At 70.3% G+C, this 22597-nt stretch carries 23 protein-coding genes; 10 read left to right on the forward strand and 13 right to left on the reverse strand.

The annotated features are described in order from the left end of the window. Positions 1-20 precede the first annotated feature (20 nt). The 5 genes from ACVTJA_RS11105 to ACVTJA_RS11125 all read left to right on the forward strand — a co-directional run bounded on the left by ACVTJA_RS11105 (position 21) and on the right by ACVTJA_RS11125 (position 6140). A complete protein-coding gene (locus tag ACVTJA_RS11105) occupies positions 21-1439 on the forward strand; it encodes a TIGR01777 family oxidoreductase (RefSeq protein ID WP_465836251.1) in 1419 nt (472 codons plus the stop codon). Between the two features lie 78 nt (positions 1440-1517). After that, a complete protein-coding gene (locus ACVTJA_RS11110; RefSeq protein ID WP_465836252.1) occupies positions 1518-2447 on the forward strand; it encodes an ABC transporter ATP-binding protein in 930 nt (309 codons plus the stop codon). Beyond that, the gene (locus ACVTJA_RS11115; protein ID WP_465836254.1) at positions 2444-3166 is read left to right on the forward strand and encodes an ABC transporter permease; all 723 of its coding nucleotides are present in this window, start codon (positions 2444-2446) and stop codon (positions 3164-3166) included. Before ACVTJA_RS11110 ends, ACVTJA_RS11115 begins: the two co-directional genes overlap by 4 nt. Beyond that, the gene (locus ACVTJA_RS11120; protein ID WP_465836256.1) at positions 3163-5031 is read left to right on the forward strand and encodes a Gldg family protein; all 1869 of its coding nucleotides are present in this window, start codon (positions 3163-3165) and stop codon (positions 5029-5031) included. Before ACVTJA_RS11115 ends, ACVTJA_RS11120 begins: the two co-directional genes overlap by 4 nt. Beyond that, the gene (locus ACVTJA_RS11125; RefSeq protein ID WP_465836258.1) at positions 5028-6140 is read left to right on the forward strand and encodes a hypothetical protein; all 1113 of its coding nucleotides are present in this window, start codon (positions 5028-5030) and stop codon (positions 6138-6140) included. Before ACVTJA_RS11120 ends, ACVTJA_RS11125 begins: the two co-directional genes overlap by 4 nt. Positions 6141-6165: 25 nt before the next feature. Here ACVTJA_RS11125 and ACVTJA_RS11130 read toward each other — a convergent pair whose 3' ends face one another. From ACVTJA_RS11130 to ACVTJA_RS11145, 4 genes are all read right to left on the reverse strand, one after another. Continuing rightward, complete coding sequence (locus tag ACVTJA_RS11130; protein WP_465836260.1) at positions 6166-7086, reverse strand: GvpL/GvpF family gas vesicle protein; 921 nt, start codon at positions 7084-7086, stop codon at positions 6166-6168. 131 nt (positions 7087-7217) lie between these two features. Next, on the reverse strand, positions 7218-7628 hold the full coding sequence (locus ACVTJA_RS11135) for a response regulator (protein WP_206721221.1): 411 nt from the start codon (positions 7626-7628) through the stop codon (positions 7218-7220). Then, positions 7625-9736, reverse strand: a complete 2112-nt coding sequence (locus ACVTJA_RS11140) for a PAS domain-containing sensor histidine kinase (protein ID WP_465836262.1) — start codon at positions 9734-9736, stop codon at positions 7625-7627. Before ACVTJA_RS11140 ends, ACVTJA_RS11135 begins: the two co-directional genes overlap by 4 nt. Before the next feature lie 4 nt (positions 9737-9740). Further along, positions 9741-9959 (reverse strand): hypothetical protein, encoded by a 219-nt coding sequence (locus ACVTJA_RS11145; RefSeq protein ID WP_465836263.1) that lies wholly within the window; start codon positions 9957-9959, stop codon positions 9741-9743. Positions 9960-10263: 304 nt separating this feature from the next. Between ACVTJA_RS11145 and ACVTJA_RS11150 the strand changes: the two genes are divergently transcribed. The 3 genes from ACVTJA_RS11150 to ACVTJA_RS11160 are packed head-to-tail and all read left to right on the forward strand — an operon-like array spanning position 10264 to position 12276. After that, on the forward strand, positions 10264-10752 hold the full coding sequence (locus tag ACVTJA_RS11150; RefSeq protein ID WP_465836265.1) for a hemerythrin domain-containing protein: 489 nt from the start codon (positions 10264-10266) through the stop codon (positions 10750-10752). Positions 10753-10810: 58 nt separating this feature from the next. After that, the gene (locus tag ACVTJA_RS11155; RefSeq protein WP_465840362.1) at positions 10811-11485 is read left to right on the forward strand and encodes a DNA-3-methyladenine glycosylase family protein; all 675 of its coding nucleotides are present in this window, start codon (positions 10811-10813) and stop codon (positions 11483-11485) included. A gap of 38 nt (positions 11486-11523) precedes the next feature. Continuing rightward, entirely contained in the window at positions 11524-12276 is a 753-nt protein-coding gene (locus tag ACVTJA_RS11160) for a hypothetical protein (protein WP_465836267.1), read from the forward strand. Positions 12277-12342: 66 nt separating this feature from the next. On the opposite strand, the gene ACVTJA_RS11165 is transcribed toward ACVTJA_RS11160, so the two are convergent. The 4 genes from ACVTJA_RS11165 to ACVTJA_RS11180 form a co-directional block, all read right to left on the reverse strand. Continuing rightward, a complete protein-coding gene (locus tag ACVTJA_RS11165; protein ID WP_465836269.1) occupies positions 12343-13119 on the reverse strand; it encodes a hypothetical protein in 777 nt (258 codons plus the stop codon). Positions 13120-13124: 5 nt separating this feature from the next. After that, complete coding sequence (locus tag ACVTJA_RS11170) at positions 13125-13904, reverse strand: hypothetical protein (protein ID WP_465836271.1); 780 nt, start codon at positions 13902-13904, stop codon at positions 13125-13127. 65 nt (positions 13905-13969) lie between these two features. After that, a complete protein-coding gene (locus ACVTJA_RS11175; RefSeq protein WP_465836272.1) occupies positions 13970-14752 on the reverse strand; it encodes a hypothetical protein in 783 nt (260 codons plus the stop codon). 217 nt (positions 14753-14969) lie between these two features. Further along, entirely contained in the window at positions 14970-16220 is a 1251-nt protein-coding gene (locus ACVTJA_RS11180) for an MFS transporter (protein ID WP_465836274.1), read from the reverse strand. A gap of 276 nt (positions 16221-16496) precedes the next feature. On the opposite strand from ACVTJA_RS11180, the gene ACVTJA_RS11185 reads away from it, so the two are divergent. Both ACVTJA_RS11185 and ACVTJA_RS11190 read left to right on the forward strand, forming a co-directional pair. Continuing rightward, entirely contained in the window at positions 16497-17924 is a 1428-nt protein-coding gene (locus tag ACVTJA_RS11185) for an APC family permease (RefSeq protein WP_465836276.1), read from the forward strand. Next, positions 17921-18520: an SAM-dependent methyltransferase gene (locus ACVTJA_RS11190; protein ID WP_465836278.1), complete on the forward strand. Its 600-nt coding sequence runs from the start codon at positions 17921-17923 to the stop codon at positions 18518-18520. Before ACVTJA_RS11185 ends, ACVTJA_RS11190 begins: the two co-directional genes overlap by 4 nt. A gap of 45 nt (positions 18521-18565) precedes the next feature. On the opposite strand, the gene ACVTJA_RS11195 is transcribed toward ACVTJA_RS11190, so the two are convergent. From ACVTJA_RS11195 to ACVTJA_RS11215, 5 genes are all read right to left on the reverse strand, one after another. Beyond that, the gene (locus ACVTJA_RS11195) at positions 18566-19858 is read right to left on the reverse strand and encodes a pyridoxal phosphate-dependent aminotransferase (protein WP_465836279.1); all 1293 of its coding nucleotides are present in this window, start codon (positions 19856-19858) and stop codon (positions 18566-18568) included. 60 nt (positions 19859-19918) lie between these two features. After that, entirely contained in the window at positions 19919-20725 is an 807-nt protein-coding gene (locus ACVTJA_RS11200) for a hypothetical protein (protein WP_465836281.1), read from the reverse strand. A gap of 170 nt (positions 20726-20895) precedes the next feature. Beyond that, positions 20896-21372 (reverse strand): DNA starvation/stationary phase protection protein Dps, encoded by a 477-nt coding sequence (gene dps, locus ACVTJA_RS11205; RefSeq protein ID WP_465836283.1) that lies wholly within the window; start codon positions 21370-21372, stop codon positions 20896-20898. A gap of 130 nt (positions 21373-21502) precedes the next feature. Beyond that, entirely contained in the window at positions 21503-22027 is a 525-nt protein-coding gene (locus tag ACVTJA_RS11210) for a carboxymuconolactone decarboxylase family protein (protein WP_465836285.1), read from the reverse strand. A gap of 6 nt (positions 22028-22033) precedes the next feature. Continuing rightward, positions 22034-22588, reverse strand: coding sequence for a peroxiredoxin (locus ACVTJA_RS11215; protein WP_465836287.1), 555 nt, complete (start codon positions 22586-22588; stop codon positions 22034-22036). Positions 22589-22597 lie beyond the last annotated feature (9 nt).

Raw genomic sequence — 22597 nt, forward strand, 5'->3', positions numbered from 1 at the left:
CTGTCGCCCCGGGAGGGAACATGGGCAAGTCGCACGTCTTCGATGCGCGCAGCCAGATGCCAGTCTCCGCCGCCGAGCTGTTCACCTGGCATACCCGCGAGGGAGCTTTCGAGCGGCTGACGCCCCCCTGGGAGCGCGTGGAAGTCGTGGAGCGCACCGGCGACGGCATCCGCCAGGGCGCCCGCGCCGTCGTCCGCATGAAGCTGGGCCCCATCTCCCAGCGCTGGGTTGCCGAGCACACCGCCTACGAGGAGGGCTCCTTCTTCCAGGACCAGCAGCTCTCCGGCCCCTTCTCCAAGTGGGTCCACACCCACCGCACGCTCCCGGACCCGGCTTCGCCCAACACCTCCATCCTCGAGGACGCCATCGAGTACGTCCTCCCCGTAGGCCCGCTGGGCAGCGCCTTCGGCAATGGCTTCACCCGGAACAAGCTCTCCCGCATGTTCGCGTACAGGCACCGCGTGACTCGCGAGGACCTGCGCCGTCACGCCGCCTTCCCGGGCCACGGCCCGCTCGCCGTGGCCATCACCGGCGCCTCGGGACTCGTGGGCACGGCGCTGACACCCTTCCTCACCACCGGTGGCCACCGCGTGAAGCGCCTGGTGCGCGGGAAGGCAGATGCCTCGAAGGGAGAAATCTCCTGGGCCCCCGACAAGGGACAGGTGGATACCGACGCACTGGAGGGCGTGGACGCGGTGGTGCACCTCGCCGGTGCCAACGTGGGCCAGCGCTGGTCCCCTGAATACAAAGACCTCATCCTCAAGAGTCGCACCGAGGGCACACGCACGCTCAGCGAGGCACTGGCGCGCATGAAGCGCAAACCCCGCGTGCTCGTCTGCGCCGTGGGTAGCGGCTTCTACGGCGACCGCGGAGACGAGCCCCTCACCGAGACGAGCGCTCCCGGCACCGGCTTCCTCGCCGACGTGTGCCGCGCGTGGGAGGCCTCCACCGCCCCAGCCGAGGCCGCCGGCATCCGCGTGGTGCACCTGCGCATCGGCCCCGTGCTGGACGCGCGCGACGGTGCGCTCGCGAAGATGCTGCCCGCGTTCAAGGCGGGTGGCGGTGGTCCCATCGGCTCCGGGCGTCAGTGGTTCAGCTGGGTGTCTTTGGAGGACCTGCTCGGCCTCATCCACTTCTCGCTCTTCACGGAAGGAGCGCGCGGCCCCATCAACGCGGTGGCGCCGGGGGCGGTGCGGCAGGCGGACTTCGCCCGGACGCTCGGCCGGGTGCTGCGGAGGCCGGCCTTCTTCCCGGTGCCGGCCCCCGTCATCCGCACCCTCTTCGGCGAGATGGGCCAGGAGACGGTGCTGTCCGGAGCCCATGTCCTGCCCACGGCCGCCGAGCGGCTCGGCTTCTCCTTCCTGCTTCCCGACCTGGAGGACGCCCTGCGCTTCACCCTGGGCCGGACGACGGCAGGGCCGGAATACCGACTTTCGTAGGGCGTTGGTTGCGTCGCTTGACAACCCCCACGGCTGCGCCAGAAAGAACGCCGCTTCCGAAGGGGAGAGGACACCCTGATGATTCAGGTCGAAGGGCTGACCAAGTACTACGGTGAGCACGCGGCCATCCGCGAGCTGGCCTTCACGATTGGCCAGGGCGAGGTCATCGGCTTCCTGGGCCTCAATGGCGCGGGCAAGTCGACCACGCTGAAGATTCTCGGCTGCGTGCTGCTTCCCACCGCCGGGCGCGTCGTCATCGACGGCCACGACGTGGTGAACAACCCGCACGAGGTGCGCCAGCGCATCGGCTACCTCCCGGACGTGCCGCCGCTCTACGAGGAGATGACGGTGGGCGAGTACCTCGCCTACGTCGCGCAGCTCCGCGGCGTCACCTCCCGGGACACCGCGACGCGCGTGGGCGAGGCCGAGGAGAAGACCGGCCTGCGCGAGGTGGACGGCGAGCTCATCTCCACGCTCAGCCACGGCTACCGCCAGCGCGTGGGCGTGGCGCAGGCGCTGGTGCACAAGCCCGCGCTGCTCATCCTCGACGAGCCCACCAGCGGTCTCGACCCCAAGCAGATTGTCGAGATGCGCGACGTCATCCGCGGCCTCAAGGGCGCGCACACGGTGCTCGTCTCCAGCCACATCCTCCCGGAGATTTCCCAGACGTGCGACCGGCTCCTCATCATCCACAAGGGGACGCTGGTGGCGCAGGGCACCGAGGAGGAGCTGGGCTCGAAGATGGGCGGTGGCGGCTCCATCGAAGTCGAGGTGCGCGGTGACAGGGCGCGCGCGGTGGAGGTGCTGAAGCCCTTCGGCGCGGTGGACGTGGGCCGGGTGGCGGACGGCGTGGTGGCGCTGACGGTGCGCGCCTCGCCGGACCAGCGGCCTCGCGTGGCGCAGGCGGTGGTGGGCGCGGGGTTGGATTTGTTGCGCCTGGACCAGGGTGGGGGACAGCTCGAGTCCATCTTCCTGCGGCTGACGCACGGCCAGGAGGTGAGGGCGTGAAGGCGCTGCTCATCGCACGTCGCGAGCTGGCCGGCTACACGCGCACGCTCAGCGGCTACGTCATCATCGCGGTCATCCTCGCGTTGAACGGCCTGCTCTTCAACGCGCACGCCATGGGCGGCGCGAGCAAGCGCTCCGCCGAGGTGTTGTCGCTGTTCTTCTACGACGCGAGCGGCTTCGTCATCATCGCATCGGTGTTCATCTCCATGCGCCTGCTCGCGGAGGAACGGCAGACGGGCACGCTGCCACTGCTGTACTCGTCGCCGCTGCGCGACCGGGACATCGTCCTGGGCAAGTACCTGGCGGGCCTGACGTTCCTCGGGCTGTACGTGCTGTGCACGCTGTACATGCCGCTCTTGATCATGGTGCACGGCAAGGTGTCGTTCGGCCACGTGGCGGCGGGGTACCTGGGCCTGTTCCTCCTGGGCAGCGCGTCGATGGCGGTGGGGACGTTCGGTTCGGCGCTGGCTCGCAACCAGTTGCTCGCGGCGATTACGTCCGCGGTGCTGCTGACGGCGCTCGTCCTCTGCTGGCTGCTGGCGCGAATCACCGAACAGCCGCTGGCGGATGTCTTCAGCGCGATGTCGCTGTGGAACCTGCACTTCCCGCCCTTCCAGTCGGGGCTCGTCCACATTCGCGACGTCGTCTACTACCTCGTCGTCACCTACGTGGCGCTGTTCGCGGCCACGCGGGTGCTCGAGGCGCGGAGGTGGCGATGAGCACGCGTCCTGTCGGCAGTGGGCTGCCCATGACGCTGGCGTATGTCGCCGGACTGCTCGCCATCTTCATCGGCGAGCGGGTTCTCGGCGTGGGCACGGGCCGCAACGTCCTCACCGGGCTCGGTGTGGTGCTCGCGGTGGGCGCGGCGGCGTGGCGCTTCACCCGTCTGCGCTCCGCGGCGGCGGACCGGCGCGCGGTGGATGGGTGGGTGCTCGGCCTGTATGGCGTGGGCCTCGTGGCGCTGCTGCTCTACTTCCTCCAGTCGGACGTGGGGACGGCGCTCTTCGGCGGGCCGCTGTCGCAGAAGGCCCCGAAGCTGGCGGTGGTGCTGGCGGCGCTCTTCCCCGCGCTGCTCCTGTGCACGCTGCTGCCGCTTGCGCTGGTGGAGGCGGCCTCCGCGGCCATGGCTCGTGCGCCGGTGCTGGAGACGGGGCGTGCGCGCAGCGCGCTCTACTCCGGGCTGGGGCTGGCCTTCGTCGTCATCTTCGCCTTCGCCACCATGTACGTCGCCACGCAGGCGGACACGACGTGGGACCTCTCGTACTTCCGCACCGCGAAGCCCGGCGAGTCCACGCGCAAGGTGATTCGCGGCCTCAACGAGCCGCTTCAAGTCACCCTGTTCTTCCCGCCCGCCAACGAGGTGGGTGAGGCCGTGGCGCAGTACTTCCGCGACCTGAATACCGAGAGCCCGCAGCTCAACGTGGAGCGGCTGGACCAGGCGGTGGAGCCGGCTCGCGCTCGTGCGCTGGGCGTCTTCAACAACGGCACCGTGGTGCTCGCGCGAGGTGACCGGAAGGAGCCGCTGACGGTGGGGCTCGAAATCGACCGGGCTCGTGGTCAGCTCCAGCGGCTGGACCAGGAGGTGCAGCGCCGGCTGCTCGCGGTGGCTCGGCCCCGTCGCGTCGTCTACCTCACGGCGGGCCATGGCGAGCGCGCCGAGTCCCGTCCCGTGCCGGGCGAGGCGCCGCGTCCTTCGATTGCGCAGCTCAAGGAGTTGCTGCGTGCGCAGAACGTGGACGTGCGCTCGCTGGGCGTGTCGGAGGGGCTGGGCTCCGAGATTCCGAAGGACGCCGCCGCCATCGCCATCGTGGGCCCCACGCGCGAGTTCCTCCCCGAGGAGCTGACGGCCCTCAACGAATACGCGAGTCGCGGTGGCCGGCTGTGGCTGGCGCTGGAGCCGGACGGACCGGACTTCAAGCAACTGCTGGAGCCGCTGGGCTTGAAGTACCTGAAGACGCCGCTGGCCAATGACCAGGTGTATTTCCGTCCCACGCGGCAGCAGAGCGACCGGGGCAACCTGGCCACGGCGAGCTACTCCTCGCACCCGTCCATCACCTCGCTGTCGGCGCTGGCGGGACAGGCGCCGGTGCTATTCCCCGGCGCGGGTGCCATGGAGCAGCTGCAGCCACTGCCCAACGGCGTCATGCAGGACATCTCCGTGCGCGCGCACGGAGCGACGTACGCGGACGCCAACGGCAACTTCGCGCAGGACGCGGGCGAGACGCGGCGCACGTGGCCGCTGGTGGTGGCGGTGGAGAAGCCCTCGCCGGCCGGCAAGGAGACGACGCGCGCCGTGGTCATGGTGGACGCGGATGCGCTGAGCGACGGCGTCATCACCAACCTGGGCAATGCGTACCTCGCGGTGGACACGGTGCGGTGGCTCACGGGCGAGGAGGCCATCTCCGGCGCGGTGTCCACGGAAGAGGACGTGCCCATCCAGCACACGCGAGACCAGGACGTGGCCTGGTTCTACGCCACCGTCTTCCTGGGGCCGGCCCTGGTGCTGGCGGTGGGCTTCGTGAAGACGCGGCGGCGGGGGCGGCGCGCTCCACGGGCCGCGGCGGCGGCTGGAGGTGAGCGATGAAGGTGCGTGACCTGGCCCTTCAAGGGGGCCTCGCGGCCGTGGCGCTGGTGGCCGCCTTCTTCGTCTGGCAGCGCGAGCCCGCGGGCTCTCCGGGCGAGGTGACGGTGGTGGACGCTCCGTCGCGCGCGCTGGACCGCGTGCGCTATGAGGACGACACGCGCTTCGTGGAGTTGTTCCGCGACGAGAAGGACCGAGACCAGCTCTGGGTTCGCCTGGGCTCCAAGCCACCGAAGCCGCCGGTGGCGGGCGCCACGGACGGTGGCACGGCGGTGGCTGCGCCAGGCGCGGATGGCGGCACGGGTGACGCGGGCACGGCCCTGGCGCAGGCGCACGGTGCGGACGCGGGCACTTCGCCGGTGGCCGGGACGACAGAGCCTCCGCCGCCCCCGCGAGAGCTTCGCGCCAACGAGACAGCGGAGAAGCTGTTCACCCGCTTCGCGCCGCTGCGGGCCCTGCGCGCGCTGGGCGAGATGGACGGGAAGAAGCTCGACGAGGTGGGCCTGGCCAGCACCGCACGCAAGCTGACGCTGACGGTGGGTGGCAAGCCGCAGGCCTTCTCGCTGGCGTCACCGCCGGGAGGCTGGGGCACGCCGTACCTCCGCCGCGAGGAGGACGGGCGCGTGTTCCTGCTCGGCCCGTCGCTGTTGCCGGACCTGGAGAATGCCTCCAACCGGCTGGTGGACCGGCGGCTGCACACCTTCGACGTGGGAGACTTCGATGCGCTGGTCGTCACCGCGGGTGGCACGTCGCGCACCTTCACCGCGAGCGGCAAGGCGCCGGGCGCGGTGGCGCTGGCGCCGGAGGAGACGCCGGACCGGCCGGACGAGTTCGCTCGCAACTGGCATGACAAGGTGTGGCGGCTGATGCCGCTCGACTACCTCGGCCGGGGCGAGTTGCCTCCAGGCGGCGAGCCGGAAGAGGCCTTCCGCGTGGAGTACCGCAAGGGCGGCAAGGCCGTGGGCGAGCTGACGGTGGCGAAGGGGTTGGGCGGCTTCTTCGCTCGCACCGAGCACACCACCGGCTGGACGCGCCTGCACGCGGGCGTGGACACACTGGCCGCCGAGGCGGCGAAGGTGTCCGCGCCGGTGTCGTCGGCTGTGGGGAAGTAATGCGGCTCGCGGCGGCCTTGGGGTTTCAGGCCGCCGCTTCGGGCTCCAGCCCCAGCCGCATGTCCACGAAGCTGTAGGGTGCCCAGGGGCCGGTGAAGCGGAAGGTATAGGTGTCCCGGCGCGCGGCCAGGGTCTTCACGCGCGCCTCGAAGGACTCCACCCAGTCGCGTCCCACGAGGAAGGACGCGTTGAGGAGCATCCGGTCCCCCACGGGCGGCGACGTGCGCGAGGCGAAGGCCAGCGGGCGCAGGCCCTCCAGCAGCTCGGCCATGTCGCGCTCGACTCGGTCCAACAAGGCGGCCCCCATGCGGTGCTCGTGGTCCGCCTCGGACTCTTCCTCGCGGCGGCACAGCGTCGCGTCGTCCAATTCCAGACGCCGGGCCAGGTGCTCGCGGTGGTAGAGCACCTTCAGCCCCAGCTCCACCTTGTCCTCCAGCGCCACGAGCGTTCCGGACAGCGCGTCGTGCTCGACACGCAGCAAGTCACGCACCTGGGCCTCGGAGCGCAGCACCGTGCCGAAGGCCACCGGCAGCAGCGTGTGCTCGCGCAGCACGGCCTCGGTGACACGCTGGTGCACGAGGAGGTGTGCGCGCGTCGGGTCCACCACGAGCGCCGGCGAGGTGGACACCAGCGCCGCGAGGTCGCCCTCGCGCACCGTGCGCACGTCCGCGGGCGGCACGCCCAGGCCGATGAGCCCGAAGTCCAAATCACCCGCCGTGCGCACGATGCCGTAGAGGTACTGCGGGCTCTCCTCCGCCTCCAGCGTCACCGCGCGGCCCGGTGCGACGCCTTCATCGGTCGTCGCCTCGGTGCTCACATCCATCGAGGGCTTCGTCCCGGCGGCCGGTGCGAAGCGAGCCGCGACGCGCGGGCGCTGAGCCTCCGGTGCGTCGCCGTGCGGCAACGTCTGTGAAGGAAGCACCGTGCCCTCCGGGGACGCCGTCACGGTGGCGGTCTCCGTCTTCGCACCGGGCCTCTTCGCCCGGGGCTTCCTCTGCACCGGGCCGGAGGTGTTCCCGCTGCCAGCCCTGGCAGTAGCGCCTTTTCGGGGCCGTGACGTCCGAGGCATCGCGCGTCTCACCCGGGCCGGGCGGCTCCCTTCGTGGCCAGCACGCGGCGGACCTCGTCCACCAGCGCGTCCGGCAGGCATGGCTTGGTGACGAACGAGTCGCAGCCCGCGCCCTTCGCTTCATCCGACTGGCCCGTCATCGCGTGGCCCGTGAGTGCCACCACCGGAATGGTGCGCGTGCGGTCATCGTTCTTCAGCCGCCGCGTCGCCTCCCACCCGTCGATGATGGGCAGCGACAAGTCCATCAGGATGATGTCCGGCCGCAGCTCGAAGGCTTTGTCCAGCGCCTCCTGCCCGTTCTTCGCCTCGGCCACGCGGAAGCCCGAGAACTCCAGGTACTCGGCGTACATCTCCCTCGCATCCTGGTAGTCGTCGACGACCAGCACGAGCGGCTTCGTTGTCGGAGCGGGATTGGTCATGCACGCCTCGCGCGTCGTGGGAAGTGCAGGGTGAACGTCGAGCCCTGGCCCGGGGCGCTCTGGAGGGTGACGCGCCCTCCCAGCATGGTTGCCAGTCGACGGCAGATGGACAGCCCCAGACCCGTGCCTCCATAGGCCCGCGTCGGCGAACTGTCTACCTGCTGGAAGTCCTCGAAGATTTTTTCCTGATACGCCGGATCAATTCCAATCCCCGTGTCCTGCACGGAGATGGTCACCGTCGACGTGGCCGTGACGTACTCGGCCAGCACCGTCACCGAGCCTTCATGCGTGAACTTCAGCGCGTTGGACAGAAGGTTGAGGACAATCTGTTTCACCTTCTGCCGGTCGCTGTGCACCGCGGGCAGTCGCTCGCCGAGCTGTGTGCTCACCGCCAGCTTGCTGCGGGCGATGATGGGGTCCAGCTCGGCGACGACTTCCTGGAGCAGCTCCGGAATGCCGAAGTCCGACAGGTGCAGCGGCATCCGCCCCGCCTCGATGCGGGTGATGTCGAGAATCTCGTTGATGACCTCCAGCAGGTGGCGCCCGTTGGAGTCGATGCGTGCGAGGTTGCGCTTCTGCGCCGGTGACAGCTCGCCCGACACGCCCTGCAGCAGCATGTTGGTGTAGCCGAGGATGGCGTTCAGCGGCGTGCGGAACTCGTGCGACATGTTGGCGAGGAACTGCGACTTGGCCGCGCTCGCCTGCTCCAGCTGAATCGCCTGCCGCCGCAGCTTCTCGTTCTGCTCGGCCAGCTCCGCGGTGGCCACCTGCACCCGCGCCTCGAGCTGGCTGGACACTTCCTTCACCCGCTCCAGCAGGCGCGCCTTCTCCAGCGCCTCGGTGCGGTCATGGAACAGCGTGACGATGCCGGTGAGCTCGCCGTTGTCCCCGAGCACCTTGCTCGCCACCGCCTCCACGGGAATGGACGCTCCGGTGGCCGGGTCCGCGAGACCGAGCTGACCGCGCCAGCGCGTGCCTGTCCCGCCATCCACGAGGTTGGCGAGGAACGACGAGAACGTCGCATCGTTCGAGCGCACGCGGCGCTGCGCGGCCTTGCCGCCGTCCGGGGGCAGGGCGAAGAGCTTCTCCGCCGGGTCGTTCATCATCACCATGCCGCCGGACGGGTCCGACAGGATGATGGGGTCCGCCACCGAGTCCAGCACCCGGTCCAACCGGTGGCGCTCGCTGCGCGCCTCGCGCTCGGTGGCGCGCAGGCGGCGGTAGCTCTCGCCCAGCGCCTGTGTGGCGCGGCCCAGGTCCGTCACGTTGCGCAGCACGCTCACCATGGCGTCGGTGCCGTCCGGCGCGTGCACGGGCGTGCTGATGAGCTCGAAGAGCAGGTCCATGCCCTCCGCCGGGTCCACCAGCGGCACCTCGCGCCGGCGCGTGCCGGAGGCGCCTCCGCTGGACGCGCTCGCCAGCGCGGTGGAGAACACCCGCTGGTTCAGCTCCACCGCGCGGCGGCGACCCTCGCTCGCCTCGGGGCCCGCCACCAGCAGCGCCTCCGCGCGCGCGTTGGCGATGCGCGGCCGCCCGTCCAAATCCGTCAGCAGCACCGGGTCCACCACCGCGTCGATGATGCGGCGGAGCAGCCCGTTGCCCGCCTCGAAGCGCCGCGCGGCGGGCACCAGGCGCGCCAGCGTGGGCCCGGCGTGCGCTGCCACCCACGCCACCTCCGGCGGCAGCGCGGGCCCGCTCGCGGACATGAGCAGGAGCCCCACCGCGGGAGCACCGGTGCGGCCGAGCGGCACCGCGAAGGAACCCCCGCTCCCCAGTGCCGTCAGCGGCGCGCGCGCGGCCGGGAAGTAGCGTGGCGCCGAATGGACGAGCACCTCCACCAGCGGCTGGCCACCGTTCTCCCATTCGCGCTCCAGCGCGGTCCACTGCGCCTCGGAGAGGCCCCGCGCCGCGAGGCACTTCAGCCGGTCCCCGGGCTCCTCGCGCACCAGGCATGCGGCCACGTCCGCGCGTGCGTGGCGCATGAGCCACTCCACCACGGCCTCCGCGCACGGACGGGCCGCGTCGCAGGCGAGGAGTGTCTCCGCCAGGGCGAGGCGCGCCTCCGCGTCGGGCGCGTGGGCAGTGGGCAACGGAGCGGGAGAGGCCAACGCGTCAGGCTCCAGGGGAAGGGGCTCGTGGGAGCGCTCCACGGGCGGGGGTGTCGTCGGTACGTACATCCATGAATGTCACCACGATGCGCGGAGCGCCCCAGGTGGTGGCGGTCTGTTCCGGCGCCACGCGCGTATTCGCGTCCCAGCGCAGGCCCCGGTCCAGCACCCGGTCCAGGACATCGACGAGGCTGGTGCTTCCGGCCGTTCTCTCCACCGGCATCCGTGTGACTCCTCAATCTCGGCGCGAGGTGGGTTGCGGCCCACGTCCAGCCATCTTGTAGCGCGGGGGAGCGGGTCGCCCCAGAACCGCTTCCCGGCCACCGTGACTTGCCAACATCCGAAGGTAGCCACTGTCCGTTCGTACACATCTCAAAGGCCCTGAAGCAGGGCAGGCAGGCAGGCGAACGGGGGCAACGCGCCGGGTTATCGCACCCGCACCCCGTTCCTAGCTTGGGCGGTGGACGGAGGGTGAGCAGACACACGCCCCCGCGCGACGTTCAAACCGCACCTGCGAGCCGGAGACCATGAACGCACTCGACCTCTTGAAGCAGCAGCACGACGAGGTGAAGAAGCTCTTCAAGCAGTACGAAAAGCTCCCGGACCACGCCGACGAGAAGCGCCAGGAATTGTTCGAGGCCATCGCCGACCGGCTCGGTGCGCACGCCACGATTGAGGAGCAGTACTTCTATCCGTCCGCCAAGGCGGAGGACACCGAGGACCTGCTGCGCGAGGCCGCCGAGGAGCACCTGTCCGTCAAGCGCATCATCGCCGACCTGCTGGAGATGGACCCCGGCGACGAGGAGTTCGACGCGAAGATGCAGGTGCTCCAGGAGCAGACCGAGCACCACGTCGAGGAGGAGGAGACGGAGCTCTTCAAGAAGGTCCGCAAGCTCCTCTCCAAGGAGCAGCTCGAGGACCTGGGCGTGCAGATGCAGCAGGAGTTCGAGGAGCTCATGGAGAGCGAGCCGCGCGTCCAGGTGCCCGCCGAGACGGACCAGGCCGCGCCCATCTGAGGCGCCGCCGAAGAATCGGGTTGCGCGGGCCGGCCGGAGCGGCAGCATGCGGCACACCATGCCGCGTCCTGCTCCCGCCGCCCCGCGCATTCCCGATGACTACACGCCCGCGGTCCGCCGCGCCCTGGTGAAGGCGGACCCGGTGCTGGGCTCGCTGATGAAGCGAGTGGGCCCCTTCCGCCTCGAGCTCAGCCCGCTGCACAGCCCCTTCGCCGCGCTTGCGCGCTCCATCGTCTACCAGCAACTCCACGGCAAGGCGGCCGCGTCCATCTTCGCGCGGGTATGCGAGCGCGTGGGCGAGGGCCGCAAGTTCACCCCGGAAGCGCTGATGGCCGTGTCGGACGCGGCGCTGCGCGAGGCGGGGTTGTCCGCCAACAAGCTCGCCGCCATGAGGGACCTCGCGCGCAAGTCGCTGGACGGCACGGTGCCGCCGCTGGCGCGCGTGAAGCGCATGGACGACGCGGAGCTCATCGAGCACTTCACGCAGGTGCGCGGCATCGGGCAATGGACGGTGGAGATGCTGCTCATCTTCCGGCTCGGCCGTCCGGACGTGCTGCCCGTGGACGACTACGGCGTGCGCAAGGGCTTCATGCTCGCCTACGGACTTCCCGAGATGCCCCGGCCCAAGGAGTTGCTGGCCCACGGCGAGCGCTGGCGTCCGTGGCGCACGGTGGCGAGCTGGTACCTGTGGCGCGCGACGGAGCTGCCGCCGGAATCCTTCAAGACGACCTGAACGACGTCGGTGCAGGGCAGGCGGGCGAGCGGCGGCCAATGGAGGCGGGCGCGCCCACGGTGCTCACCTGGTGCAGCAGCACCGTGCGCAAGGGCGGCAACGTCTCCATCGTCGGTGTGTACGGGCCGCCGTGGAACTTCATCCCCATTGGCACCGCGATGAACAAGGGGCTCACGCTGCGGATGAACCAGTGCAACGTGCGCCGCTACATGCCGCGCCTGCTGGAGCACATCCGCAGCGGGCGCGTGGATGCGAAGGCCATCATCTCCCACCGCTTCGTTGGAGCAGGCGCCCGAGGCCTACCACCTCTTCGCGCAGAAGCGCGAAGGGTGCATCAAGTGAGTCCTCACCCCCCACGGCCACGCATGACGACGAAGTCGACGAAGAGGAGGCGAGCCACGCCCGAGAGACCGATTCCCGGCGCCGCCGCGGACCTGGAGCCGTCCAGCCGCCCCGGCGTCCCCATGGAGAAGGAAGCCCAGCCGCTGCCCGGTGCGCGCGTGCCGATTACGCCGCAGCACTCGGAAGTGCCCGTGTACAAGCACGCGGGGCGCAAGGACATGCCACCGGTGTACGGCACCGCGCAGCCGCCCAAGGGGCTGAGCGGCGTGCTGCGCAAGGCCGCGTACAACGACCCGGACCATTGGGCGCGGCACTGGATGGTGCTGCTGCTCGCGGACCGCGTGGACGTGTGGGAGCACCGGCTGCGGAGGTCCCTTCCATGGGGGCTTCCCGCTGTTACGGCGCTCGTCGCAGGCGGGCTGACGTGGCGGCGGCTGTCGCGAGTCTGAGGCCCGCGAAAAGAAGTCCGGCCGGAAGGCGTGAGGAGGCGCCTTCCGGCCGGAGGCGTCACCCGGCTACTCGCCGTAGGTGAGCACGTCGACGAATCGCACGAAGCGACGGTCGCTGCTCACCGCCGCGATGACGAAGCCGTTGAACCAGCCGCTGTGGTAGCTGCCGGAGTAGTAGCCGATGTAGAGCCGGTTGCTGTTCCGGTAGATTTGGTAGATGTACGCCAGCGCGCCCTCCACCTCGTCCACCGTGGGCTTGTTGGAGAAGTACTGCGTGCCGAGCACCTCGATGAGCTCCTGCGTGGTGATGGGCGTGAAGTAGCTCACCCCGTGGCTGCCCGGCCGGCCGATTTCGGCGGTGGAGTTATAGGTCTCCACCAGCGTCACCTGGTTGGCCACGCCCTGGCCGTTGGGGATGTAGCCCTCGCGGATGACGGAGTAGCTGGCGAGGTCTCCATCGGCGCCGTACAGCTCCGCGGGCGTCTGGGCCACGGCGAAGTTGCCCAGCGGCGCGGCGGTGGTGGCGGTGTCGTTCAGCTCGTACGTGTCACTGAGGTACTTCTTCGCGGAGCCGTTGACGCCGGTGAGGAACGTCGTGCTGCTCAGCTGCGCGCCCATGTGCGCGCGCTCGGCGGCGTCCACCTTGCCGTCGTCCTGGAGGAAGAGGTCCACCGCATCCCGCATCTCCGCGCGGGTGACGGTGGTGCCACCCGGGCTGGAGGCGCCGCGCGCGGTGGCAATCTTCGCGTTGAAGGCGGGGATGGTGGTGGTGCTGTCGGCGAAGGCCGAGGCCGAGGCGAGCAGGGCGATGCTGGAGAGAAGCGTCTTCCAAGAGGTCTTCATGAGAGTCACTCCGCCCACGAGGTGAAGTTCACCATGCGCACGAAGCGCCGGTCGCTGCTGACGGCCGCGACGATGCGGCCCGCCGCCTCGCCGGGGCCGCTGCTGCTGCCCCAGCTGTGCCAGTGGGCCACGTAGAGCCGGCTGCTGTTGCGGGAGATTTCGGTGATGTAGGCCAGCGCGCCGTCCACCTCGTCGGACGTCGGCGTGCCGCCCTCCACGTGCTGCTTGAGCAGGAGCGTCAGCTCGCGCAGGGAGATGGGCTCGAACCAGAGCTGGTCGTCCCAGCCGTCGCCGAAGTACGAGTAGTACGTGTTGGTGAGCGTCACCTGGTTGGCCACGCCCTGGCCGTTGGGGATGTAGCCCTCGCGGATGACGGAGGTGGAGGCCAGCGGGCCGCTCGCGCCGTAGAGCTGCGAGGCGGGCGTCGTCACCGCGGTGGAGCCCAGCGGCGCCGGAGTGTCCGAGCCGTCCTCCAGCTCGTAGAAGTCCTGCAGGTACTTCTTCGCGGGGCCGCTGATGCCGGTGAGGAACGTGCTGCTGCCCAGCTTCGTGCCCAGGTACTGGTGCTCGGTGGTGTCCACCAGCCAGTCATCGGTGCGGAAGGACTCCAGCGCGGAGCTCATCTCCGCGCGGGTGACGCTGGTGCCGCCCGGACTGGTGGCGGCGCGGGCCGAGGCGATGCTCGCCTCGAAGGCGGGGACCGACGTGCTGCTGTCGGCCAGGGCTGCTGAAGACACCAGCAGCGTGGCGCTCGCGAGGAGCGCCCGGAGGGGACGGGTATGCATGGATGAACCTGCCTTGGGTGAGGGAGATGCGTTGGATTGTCGGGAGAGGCGTGCCGGGGTTGCGGCTACTCCACCCAGGTGATGACCTTCACCACGCGCACGAAGCTCCGGTCGCTGCTCACTGCCGCGATGACGTAGCCGCCCACGTCGCCCTGGCAGCCGCGGAAGCAGGCCCAGCTGGCCTGGTAGAGGCGGTGGGTGTCGCCGGAAATCTCCTGGAGGAAGGCCGCCGCGCCGCTCACCTCTTCCTGCGAGGGCGTCTCGTAGTCGAAGCCCGCGGACTGGGAGAGCGTCTCGATGAGCTCGGACGGGTTGATGGGGGAGAAGCTGCTGTTGGGGGAGCCGTAGCCGAACTCCTGGGTGGTCCTCAGCGCCTCGAGCAGCGTGCGCTGGTTGGCCACGCCCTCGCCCTCGATGTTGCCCTCCAGGATGGTGGAGGCGTCCGCCAGCGGGCCGCCCGCGCCGTACAGCTCCTCGGGCGAGGCCCACAGCCAACCCAGGTACAGCGGCGCCGGGGTGGTGGCCGCGTCGTTCAGCTCGTAGAAGGCATCGAGGAACTGCTTCGCCGAGGCGTCGACGCCGGTGAGGAAGGCCGCGTCATTCACCTTCGTGCCCAGCCAGGCGCGCTCGGTGGCGTCCACCACGCGGTCGTCGCCGTCGAGGAGGGCGTGGAGCGCGCCGGACATCTCATCTCGGATGATGGTGGTGCCACCGGGGCTGGTGGCGCCGCGCGCGGCGGCAATCTTCGCGTCGAAGGCCGGAATGGAGGTGGTGCTGTTGGCCAGGGCCAGGGGCGCGGACAGCAGGATGGCACCGCTCAGGAGAGACTTCAGGGACGAGGAGGACATGCGGTGGACCTCTCGTGGGCCGGGGGGGCTCACGGGTTGGAGTGCACAGCGGCCTCGCAGTTAGCACGCCCGACTGACGTGTTTCACGCGACATACAGGTGTCACGAAGGTTTCAAGTATTGCTGTCGCACAATCACGCATCATGCGGGGGCGGGCGCACGGCCCGTCCCACCGTCGAGCTTCGCCAGTGCGTGGGGACGCCAGTGCGTCCCCGGACTCACGTGACGGCGCTGGCCGGAGACTCCACGCGCCGGAGGCGCCGCATGGGCAACAGCAGCACGAGGAACGCCACGGACAGGACGATGCCGAGCATGAAGACGCGCGGGTAGCCCAGCCCCACTCCATGGATGGGGTCCGCGAGCCAGGTCGCGAGCGGCCCCGCCGGGGCCTTGCCCCACACCTCGAGGCTGGCCAGCAGCGTGTAGTGCGTGGCGCCGATGCGCCGGTCCACGCGCGACATCATGAAGGCGAACATCACCGTGGTGAGCGCGCCGCCGAAGAACTCCTCCGCCAGCGTCACGCCGATGACGCTGGCATCGCTCACGCCCGACGTCGCGAGTAGCCACCGGCCCACGAGCGGCACCACCCGCAGCGTGGCGGTGAGGGCCACCGCGCCCAGCAGCGGCATGCGCGTGGCCAGCAGCCCGCCCGTCACCGAGCCGAGAATGGAGGCGGCGGTGCCCCACGTCGACACCCACAGGAAGATGCGCGCGGTGGGGATGCCTGCGTCCACCAGGAAGGGCTTGTAGAGCACGTCCGACATGCTCTCGCCGAACTTGTACGTGCCCACGAAGAGCAGCAGCCAGCCCGCGCCGGGCAGCAGCAGCGCCTGCTTGAGCCGCCCGAGGACCTCCTCCCAGTCCATGCGCGTGGCGGCCGGGCCGTCACGCGGCGGGGGCTCGCGCACGAAGAGCACCACCACGAACGCGGCGAGGCTCAGCGCGGCCATGGCGAGCAGCAGCCCCGTCCAGCTGACGCGCTCGCCCGTCCAGGCGATGAGGCCACCCCCGGCGAACATCATCCCGAACTTGTAGCCCACCACCTGCGCGGTGTTGCCCAGGCCGAGTTCCTCGGGCCGCAGCGTGTCCACCGCGAAGCCGTCCACCGCGATGTCTTGCGTGGCGGCGAAGACGTTCATCAGCAGCACCAGCCCGAACAGCAGCGGCATGGACTGCATCGACGCGGCGGCGGCCGCCAGCGCGCAGCTCGCCGTCAACCCGAGCTGCATGGGAAGAATCCACGAGCGGCGCCGCCCCAGCCGCACCGAGCCGTACCGGTCCACCAGGGGAGCCCAGAGCGCCTTGAGCGCCCACGGCAGCGACAGCGCGCTGGCGAAGCCGATGGTCGTCAGCGTCACGCCCTGCGTGCGCAGGTAGACGGGCAGCGCGGTCGTCTGGAAGCCGAAGGGCATGCCCTGCACCAGGTAGAGCAGGCTCAGCAGCAGCAGCCGGGGCGACGGAAGTCTCATGCGCGGAAGAGCATAAGCCGTGGAGCGAGCCGCCGCCCGGTGCGTTGCGCGCCTTGGAGGACTGTCGGGGCGCAGGCCGTCCGATGTATGCGCTCCAACGGCCCCGGGGACCTGCGCCCGTTGCTCCGCCCGTGGTGCGCTGACCACGAGGACGCGGAGGAGCCCCACGGCGCAAGAGCGCGGGGCTGGGGGCCAGGAGTCTCGTGCTCGCCGGACCCACACTCCGGGCTCAGGTTGTGGCGTGCGGTGGACGGTCCCGACACGCGGAGCGAGGCAATGCGAGAGCAGCGGGCGATGGCGGGCGGCCGGCGGGTGAACGACTCCCGGGAGCGCCTTGCCGCTCCCTCGCCCTCGCTGCGCATCGTCGACACGATGGCGCTCACCGTCGGCATCGTCCTGGGCGCCGGCATCTTCAAGGCGCCGTCCCTCGTGGCGGCGCAGACGGGCAGCGGTGGGGCCATGCTGCTGGCATGGCTGCTCGGCGGGGTGGCCTCGGTCGTAGGAGCACTCTGCTACGCGGAGCTCGCCAGCGCCTGGCCCAACGCGGGCGGCGAGTACCACTACCTCTACCGCGCGCTCGGGCGCGGGCCCTCCTTCCTCTTCGCCTGGGCGCGGCTGACGGTGATTCCCACCGGCTCCATCGCGCTGCTGGCCTTCGTCTTCGGCGATTACGCCTCGCAGCTCGTCCCACTGGGGCCCAGCTCATCCGCCGTGTACGCGGCGGCGGTGGTGGTGGGCCTCACGGCGCTCAACATCGCCGGGCTGCGGCAGGGCACGCGCACGCAGAACCTGCTCACCGCCCTGGAGGTTTCGGGCGTGCTGGCCGTCAGCATCGCGGGGCTGCTGCTCGCCCCCGCCGCGCCGGAGTCGGCACCAGTGACGGCCGCCGCGCCGCCGGGCACATCGTGGGGTCTGGCCATGGTCTTCGTGCTGCTCACCTATGGCGGGTGGAACGAGGTGGCCTACCTCTCCGCCGAGGTGCGGGGCACGCGGCGCAGCCTCGCCTGGGCGCTGCTGGCGAGCCTTGGCTTCGTGACGGCGCTCTACCTGCTCGTCAACGTGGCCTACCTGCGCGGCCTGGGGCACGCGGGCATGGCGGGCTCCGAGGCGGTGGCCGCGGACCTGATGCAGCGGGCCGCGGGCACGGGTGGTGCGGCGGCCATCAGCGTGCTCATCGCCATCTCCGCGCTCACCTCCGCCAACGCCACGGTGCTCACCGGCGCGCGCACGCACTACGCCTTCGGGCGCGACAGCGTGCTCTTCAACGGGCTGGGGAAGTGGCACGCGCGGGCCAACACGCCCACGCGCGCGTTGCTGGTGCAGGGCGCGATTACCCTCGCGCTGGTGGGGCTGGGCACGGTGACGCGCCAGGGCTTCCAGACGATGGTGGAGTACACCGCGCCCGTCTTCTGGCTCTTCTTCCTGCTGACGGGCGTGGCGCTGCTGGTGCTGCGCGTGCGCGAGCCGGACACCCCGCGCCCCTTCCGCGTGCCGCTGTATCCGCTCACGCCGCTCGTCTTCATCGGCCTGTGTGCGTACGTCCTCTACTCGAGCATCGCGTACACCGGGCCCGGCGCGCTGGCGGGGCTGGCCGTGCTGGGCACTGGCGGCGTGCTGCTCGCGGTGGAGGTGGCCCGGGCCCGCCGCGCGCCGCGTGTGGCGCGGTTCTTCCCCAGGCTGCCAAGGCAGAAGGAGGTCACATGAAGCGCTCCATCCTCATGCTGTCGCTCGTGGTGGGAGCCACGGCGCTCGCGCAGGACGTCAACGTCCACCAATCCGTCCCGGTGCCGGACCCGGCAGAGACGCCGCTGGTGCGCGCTCCGGAGGTGCCCTATGTCCCGACTCCAGAACCGGCGGTGGAGGCCATGCTGGGCCTCGCAGGCGTGAAGTCCGGGGACGTCGTCTACGACCTCGGCAGCGGCGATGGGCGCATCGTCATCTCCGCGGTGAAGAAACACGGGGCGGCGCGCGCGGTGGGTGTGGACATCAACCCCGAGCGCATCGCCGAGGCCACTGAGAACGCACGCCGCGCGGGAGTGCAGGACCGGGTGGAGTTCCGCCAGGGGGACTTGTTCGACGCGGACATCGGCGACGCCACCGTGGTGACGCTGTACCTGCTGCCCTCCGTCAACGAGCGCCTGAAGCCGAAGCTCCTGTCCGAGTTGAAGCCGGGCACGCGCATCGTCTCCCACGGCTTCGACATGGGCGACTGGGAGCCCGACAAGGAAATCCACGAGGACGGCCGCACGCTGTACCTGTGGGTCATCCCCGAGCGCGGTGGCGTCCGCTCCGCGCGCTGAACCGCGAGGCCCGGCGCCCTGCGTGGGAAGCCGGGCCGTCTCGCGTCACGGCTTCGGCGGGACGGAGTGCGGCGCGTGCGTGTAGTGCAGCACCATGGCCTCCAGCCGCGACAGCGCCTTCTCCAGCACCTCCAGCGAGGGGCCGAAGGACAGGCGCACGTAGTTGCGGAAGCGCGAGGGCCGCCGCGCGCGGCGCTTGCCCGGATTCACGTCGAAGAACTCACCGGGCACGGTGATGATTTTCTGCTCCAGCGCGGCGCGGAAGAAGCCCATGCCCTCGTTGAGCGGCGGCGGCAGGCCGGACACGTTGCCCCAGACGTAGAACGTCCCGTCCGGCGCGCGGTCCGTGCGGATGCCCAGCCGCTCCAGCCGCGAGTGGAAGAGGTCGCGCTTCTCGCGGAAGGCCTTGTGGATGGCCTGCGTCTCCGCCACCACCACGTCCTCCTGGAGCAGCGGAATGGCCGCGCGCTGCAGCGGGCGGCTGCCGCCACCGTCGAGGAAGCTGCCCGCGCTGGACACCGCCTCGATGACCTGGCGCGGACCCACCGTCCACGTCATGCGCCAGCCCGGGTAGCGCCAGTTCTTGGTGAAGCCGTCGAAGATGACGATGGGGTCCTTGTTCACGTCCTCGACGTAGCGCGCCGCGCTCTCCACCGGCAGGTGCCCGGGGCGGCCCGTCCAGATGTAGTGCGAATAGAACTCGTCGATGAGCAGCGAGCACTCCTGCTCGCGCGCCACGCCCACCCAGCGCGCCAGCTCATCGCCCTGCACCAGCTTGCCGGTGGGGTTGCACGGGTTGGAGAAGAGCAGCGCGGACAGGCCGCGGCCCTGCACCTCGCGGCGCAAATCCTCCGAGGTGAAGGTGTAGCCGCGCTCGCCCTCCAGGAGGATGGGGATGGCGGTGAAGGCCTTGAAGACGTCGAGCAGCTCCTCGTACGCGGTGTAGTCCGGCAGGAAGTGGCCCAGGTTGATGGAGCCCAGGCTCGCCGCCGCGCGGGTGAGGGCCGCGCGCCCGCCGCCGGAGAGGCAGACGTTCTCCGCGCTGTACTGGCCAGGCATGCCCTTGCGGTAGAGCTTGTTGTAGAGACTCGCAATCGTCTCGCGCAGCTCCCACAGGCCCGCCACGGGCGCGTACTCCATGTCCGCCACGTCGATGTTGACGGAGCCCAGCCGGGGCGGTGCGCCGGGCAGCTCTCCCGTCTCCGGCTGGCCCTGGCCCAGGTTGCACCATTCGGGGTCGCTGGAACGGTAGCCGCGGCGGGTCGCCTCGGCGGTGACGTAGATGACGCCCGTGCGGGGCACGGAGCGGAAGGCTGGAATCGTGACGTCGTCGCTCACGGCCGCGCACCCTAGCGGAAGTCGGGCGCCCGTGCGCTGCCCGTGGGGCTTGGAGACGTGTCAGCGGACGATGGGCACCGTCACCGACTCCTTGTCATCCACCGTGACTTCCACCTTGCCCACGCGCCACAACACCTCCTGGAAGCGCGCCTCCAGCCGGTGGCCGTCCGCCGTCTCCAGCACCGCGGTGCCTTCCTTCGGCAGGTACTGGCCCACGTCGTACAGCAACGACGTGAGGGTGAGGGTGTCCGTGCCGTCCGGGCCCGTCAGCGAGCCGGGCCCGTTCAGCACCAGCTCCGAGCCGCCGATGACGGGCACGCCGCCGCGCAGGCCCACGCGACCGTCGATGTGGAAGGAGTGGTCCTCGCGCCCGGGCACGCCGCCCGCCACGTCCGCGAACAGGCGCGTCTCGTCACCGCAGGTGCCGTAGCCCACCTCCGCCTGGAGGTTGTGCCCGTCCACCGACAGGCCGCGCAGGTCCGCGCCCACCTCCATCAGGTCTTCACCGCCTCGATACAGGAAGGCCACCTGCCCGGTGAAGCGCAGGCCGTGCACGTCGCAGCCACCCTCGTTGAAGGTCAGCACCACCGCGTCGGTGACGGCGTCGTGCGCCTCCACCGTGGCGGTGGCGCACGCGTATTTCGCCCGCACGCCTTCCGCCGCGCGGCCCACGAAGGAGCGCCGGGGCTCGCCGCACGTGTACACCGGCAGCACACCCAGGACTTCCAGCGCGCCGCGCACCTGGTGGGCCGCGGCCACCGCGCGCTCCACCTTCACCCGCGCGGCCTCCACCTCCTCCTTCGAGGGGACTTCGCTGCCACAGGCGGTGGCGAGGACGGCGAGGGACAGGCAGGCAATGCGTCGCATGGGGCGCTCCTGGCAAAAAGGGGGACCCACCCCACCAGAGCAACCGCCATGCCCCGCCCAACCCCTTGAAACAAAAGGGGTGGCCCTGGAATGGGCCACCCCGGGTGCGTGAAGCGCGCTGCACACACCGGGCGAGCCGGCCCGGGTGCGCGGCGCCTCGGGTGCGCGTGTCAGCCTTCCAGCGACGCGCGCAGGAACCAGGCGTGCTTCTCGAACTCGGTGATGATGCCCGTCATCAGGTCCACCGAGTCCGTGTCCTGGTTCTCCTCGAACGTCTTGCGGCTCTGGCGCAGGCCGTCCAGGTAGACCTCGATGCGCTCGGCCAGGAGCTTCACGTGCTCCATGTCCTTCGTCGTCTCCTGCGGGTAGTCCGGCAGGCGGCTCGTCTTGCCCACGTGGCGGCTGGTGCCGTAGGCCTTCCCGCCCAGCGTCACCGCGCGCTCGGCGATGGAGTCATTGTGGTTGGCCAGGCTCACCGCGAACGTCTCGAACAGCGGGTGCAGCGCGGCGAACTGAGGGCCCTTGATGTTCCAGTGGGCCACCTTGATTTGCGAGTGCAGATCCAAGCCGTCGGCCAGGCGGGCGTTGAGCGACTCGGCGATGGTGGAGCGGGCCTTCTCGGGGAGGGGGCTGGGGCTTCGGTACATGGTGTCGTTCCTTTCTGTCTCTCTCGTGCTTTTGCGCATTCAGATGCGTGGCCGCGAAAAAGGGAGCGCCCCCCGGTGTTTCCACCGGAGGGCGCCCTGAACCTTCAGCGATGTCTCGCGACAGGAGGCCTTACGACTCCAGGCCCACCGCCGCCGCGTGAATCACGGCGGCGATGCGGACCGCGTCGTGCACCTGGTCCTCGGTCAGGCCACCCTCGAGGATGACCTTCTCGTGGGTCTTCATGCACATCTCGCAGCCGTTGATGGCGCTGACCGCGAGGCAGACCAGCTCGAAGTCCACCTTGTTCGTCAGCACCTGCGCGAGCCGGTTCATCCGCAGCCCGGCGCGCTTGGTGGAGTAGGACTCCTTCCCAATCATGTGCCGGAAACGGTAGTAGACGTTGTTCATCGCCATCAGGGACGCAGCGGCTCGCGCGTCCTCGATGACCGGCTCCGGGGTCGTCAGGGCCTTCTTCGCCTCTTCGAGAATCGCGTCCTTCAGCCGCTCGTTGCGCGCGGCGAAGGCACAGGCGACGGCCACGCCCCAGCGCTGCTCCGGGGTGAGGCTGCCACCCTCCAGGACGGCCTGGAGGTTGAGGCGGGTGTCCTTGTGGGCGTCCGCGAGCTCCGTGCGGACGACTTCGAGCGAGGCCATGGAGCGTTACCCCGCCTTCGCCAGCTTCTGGGTGAGCGTCTCCTCACCCTTGGTCCAGTTGCAGGGGCACAGCTCGTCCGTCTGGAGCGCGTCCAGCGTGCGCACCGTCTCCGCGACGTTGCGGCCCACGGACAGGTCGTTCACCGTCACGTGGCGGATGATGCCCTCGGGGTCCGCGATGAACGTCGCGCGCAGGGCCACGCCCTCCTCCTTGTGGAGGATGCCCAGGGCGTTGCACAGCTCGTGCTTCAGGTCCGCCAGCATGGGGAAGGGCAGGTTCTTCAGGTCCGGGTGGTGCGTGCGCCACGCGTGGTGCACGAACTCGCTGTCGGTGCTCAGGCCCAGCACCTGCGCGTCGCGGTCAGCGAAGTCCTTGTTCTTCTTGCCGAACTCCGCGATCTCCGTGGGGCAGATGAAGGTGAAGTCCTTCGGCCAGGCAAACAGCACCAGCCACTTGCCCTTGAAGGTCTCGTTCGTGATGTCCTGGAACTCCTTGCCCTTCTCCAGGGACACAGTGGCCTTCACCTTGAAGCTCGGGATCTTGTCGCCAACGGTCAGCATGTCGTTACG

This window comes from Pyxidicoccus sp. M6, from assembly GCF_055568925.1.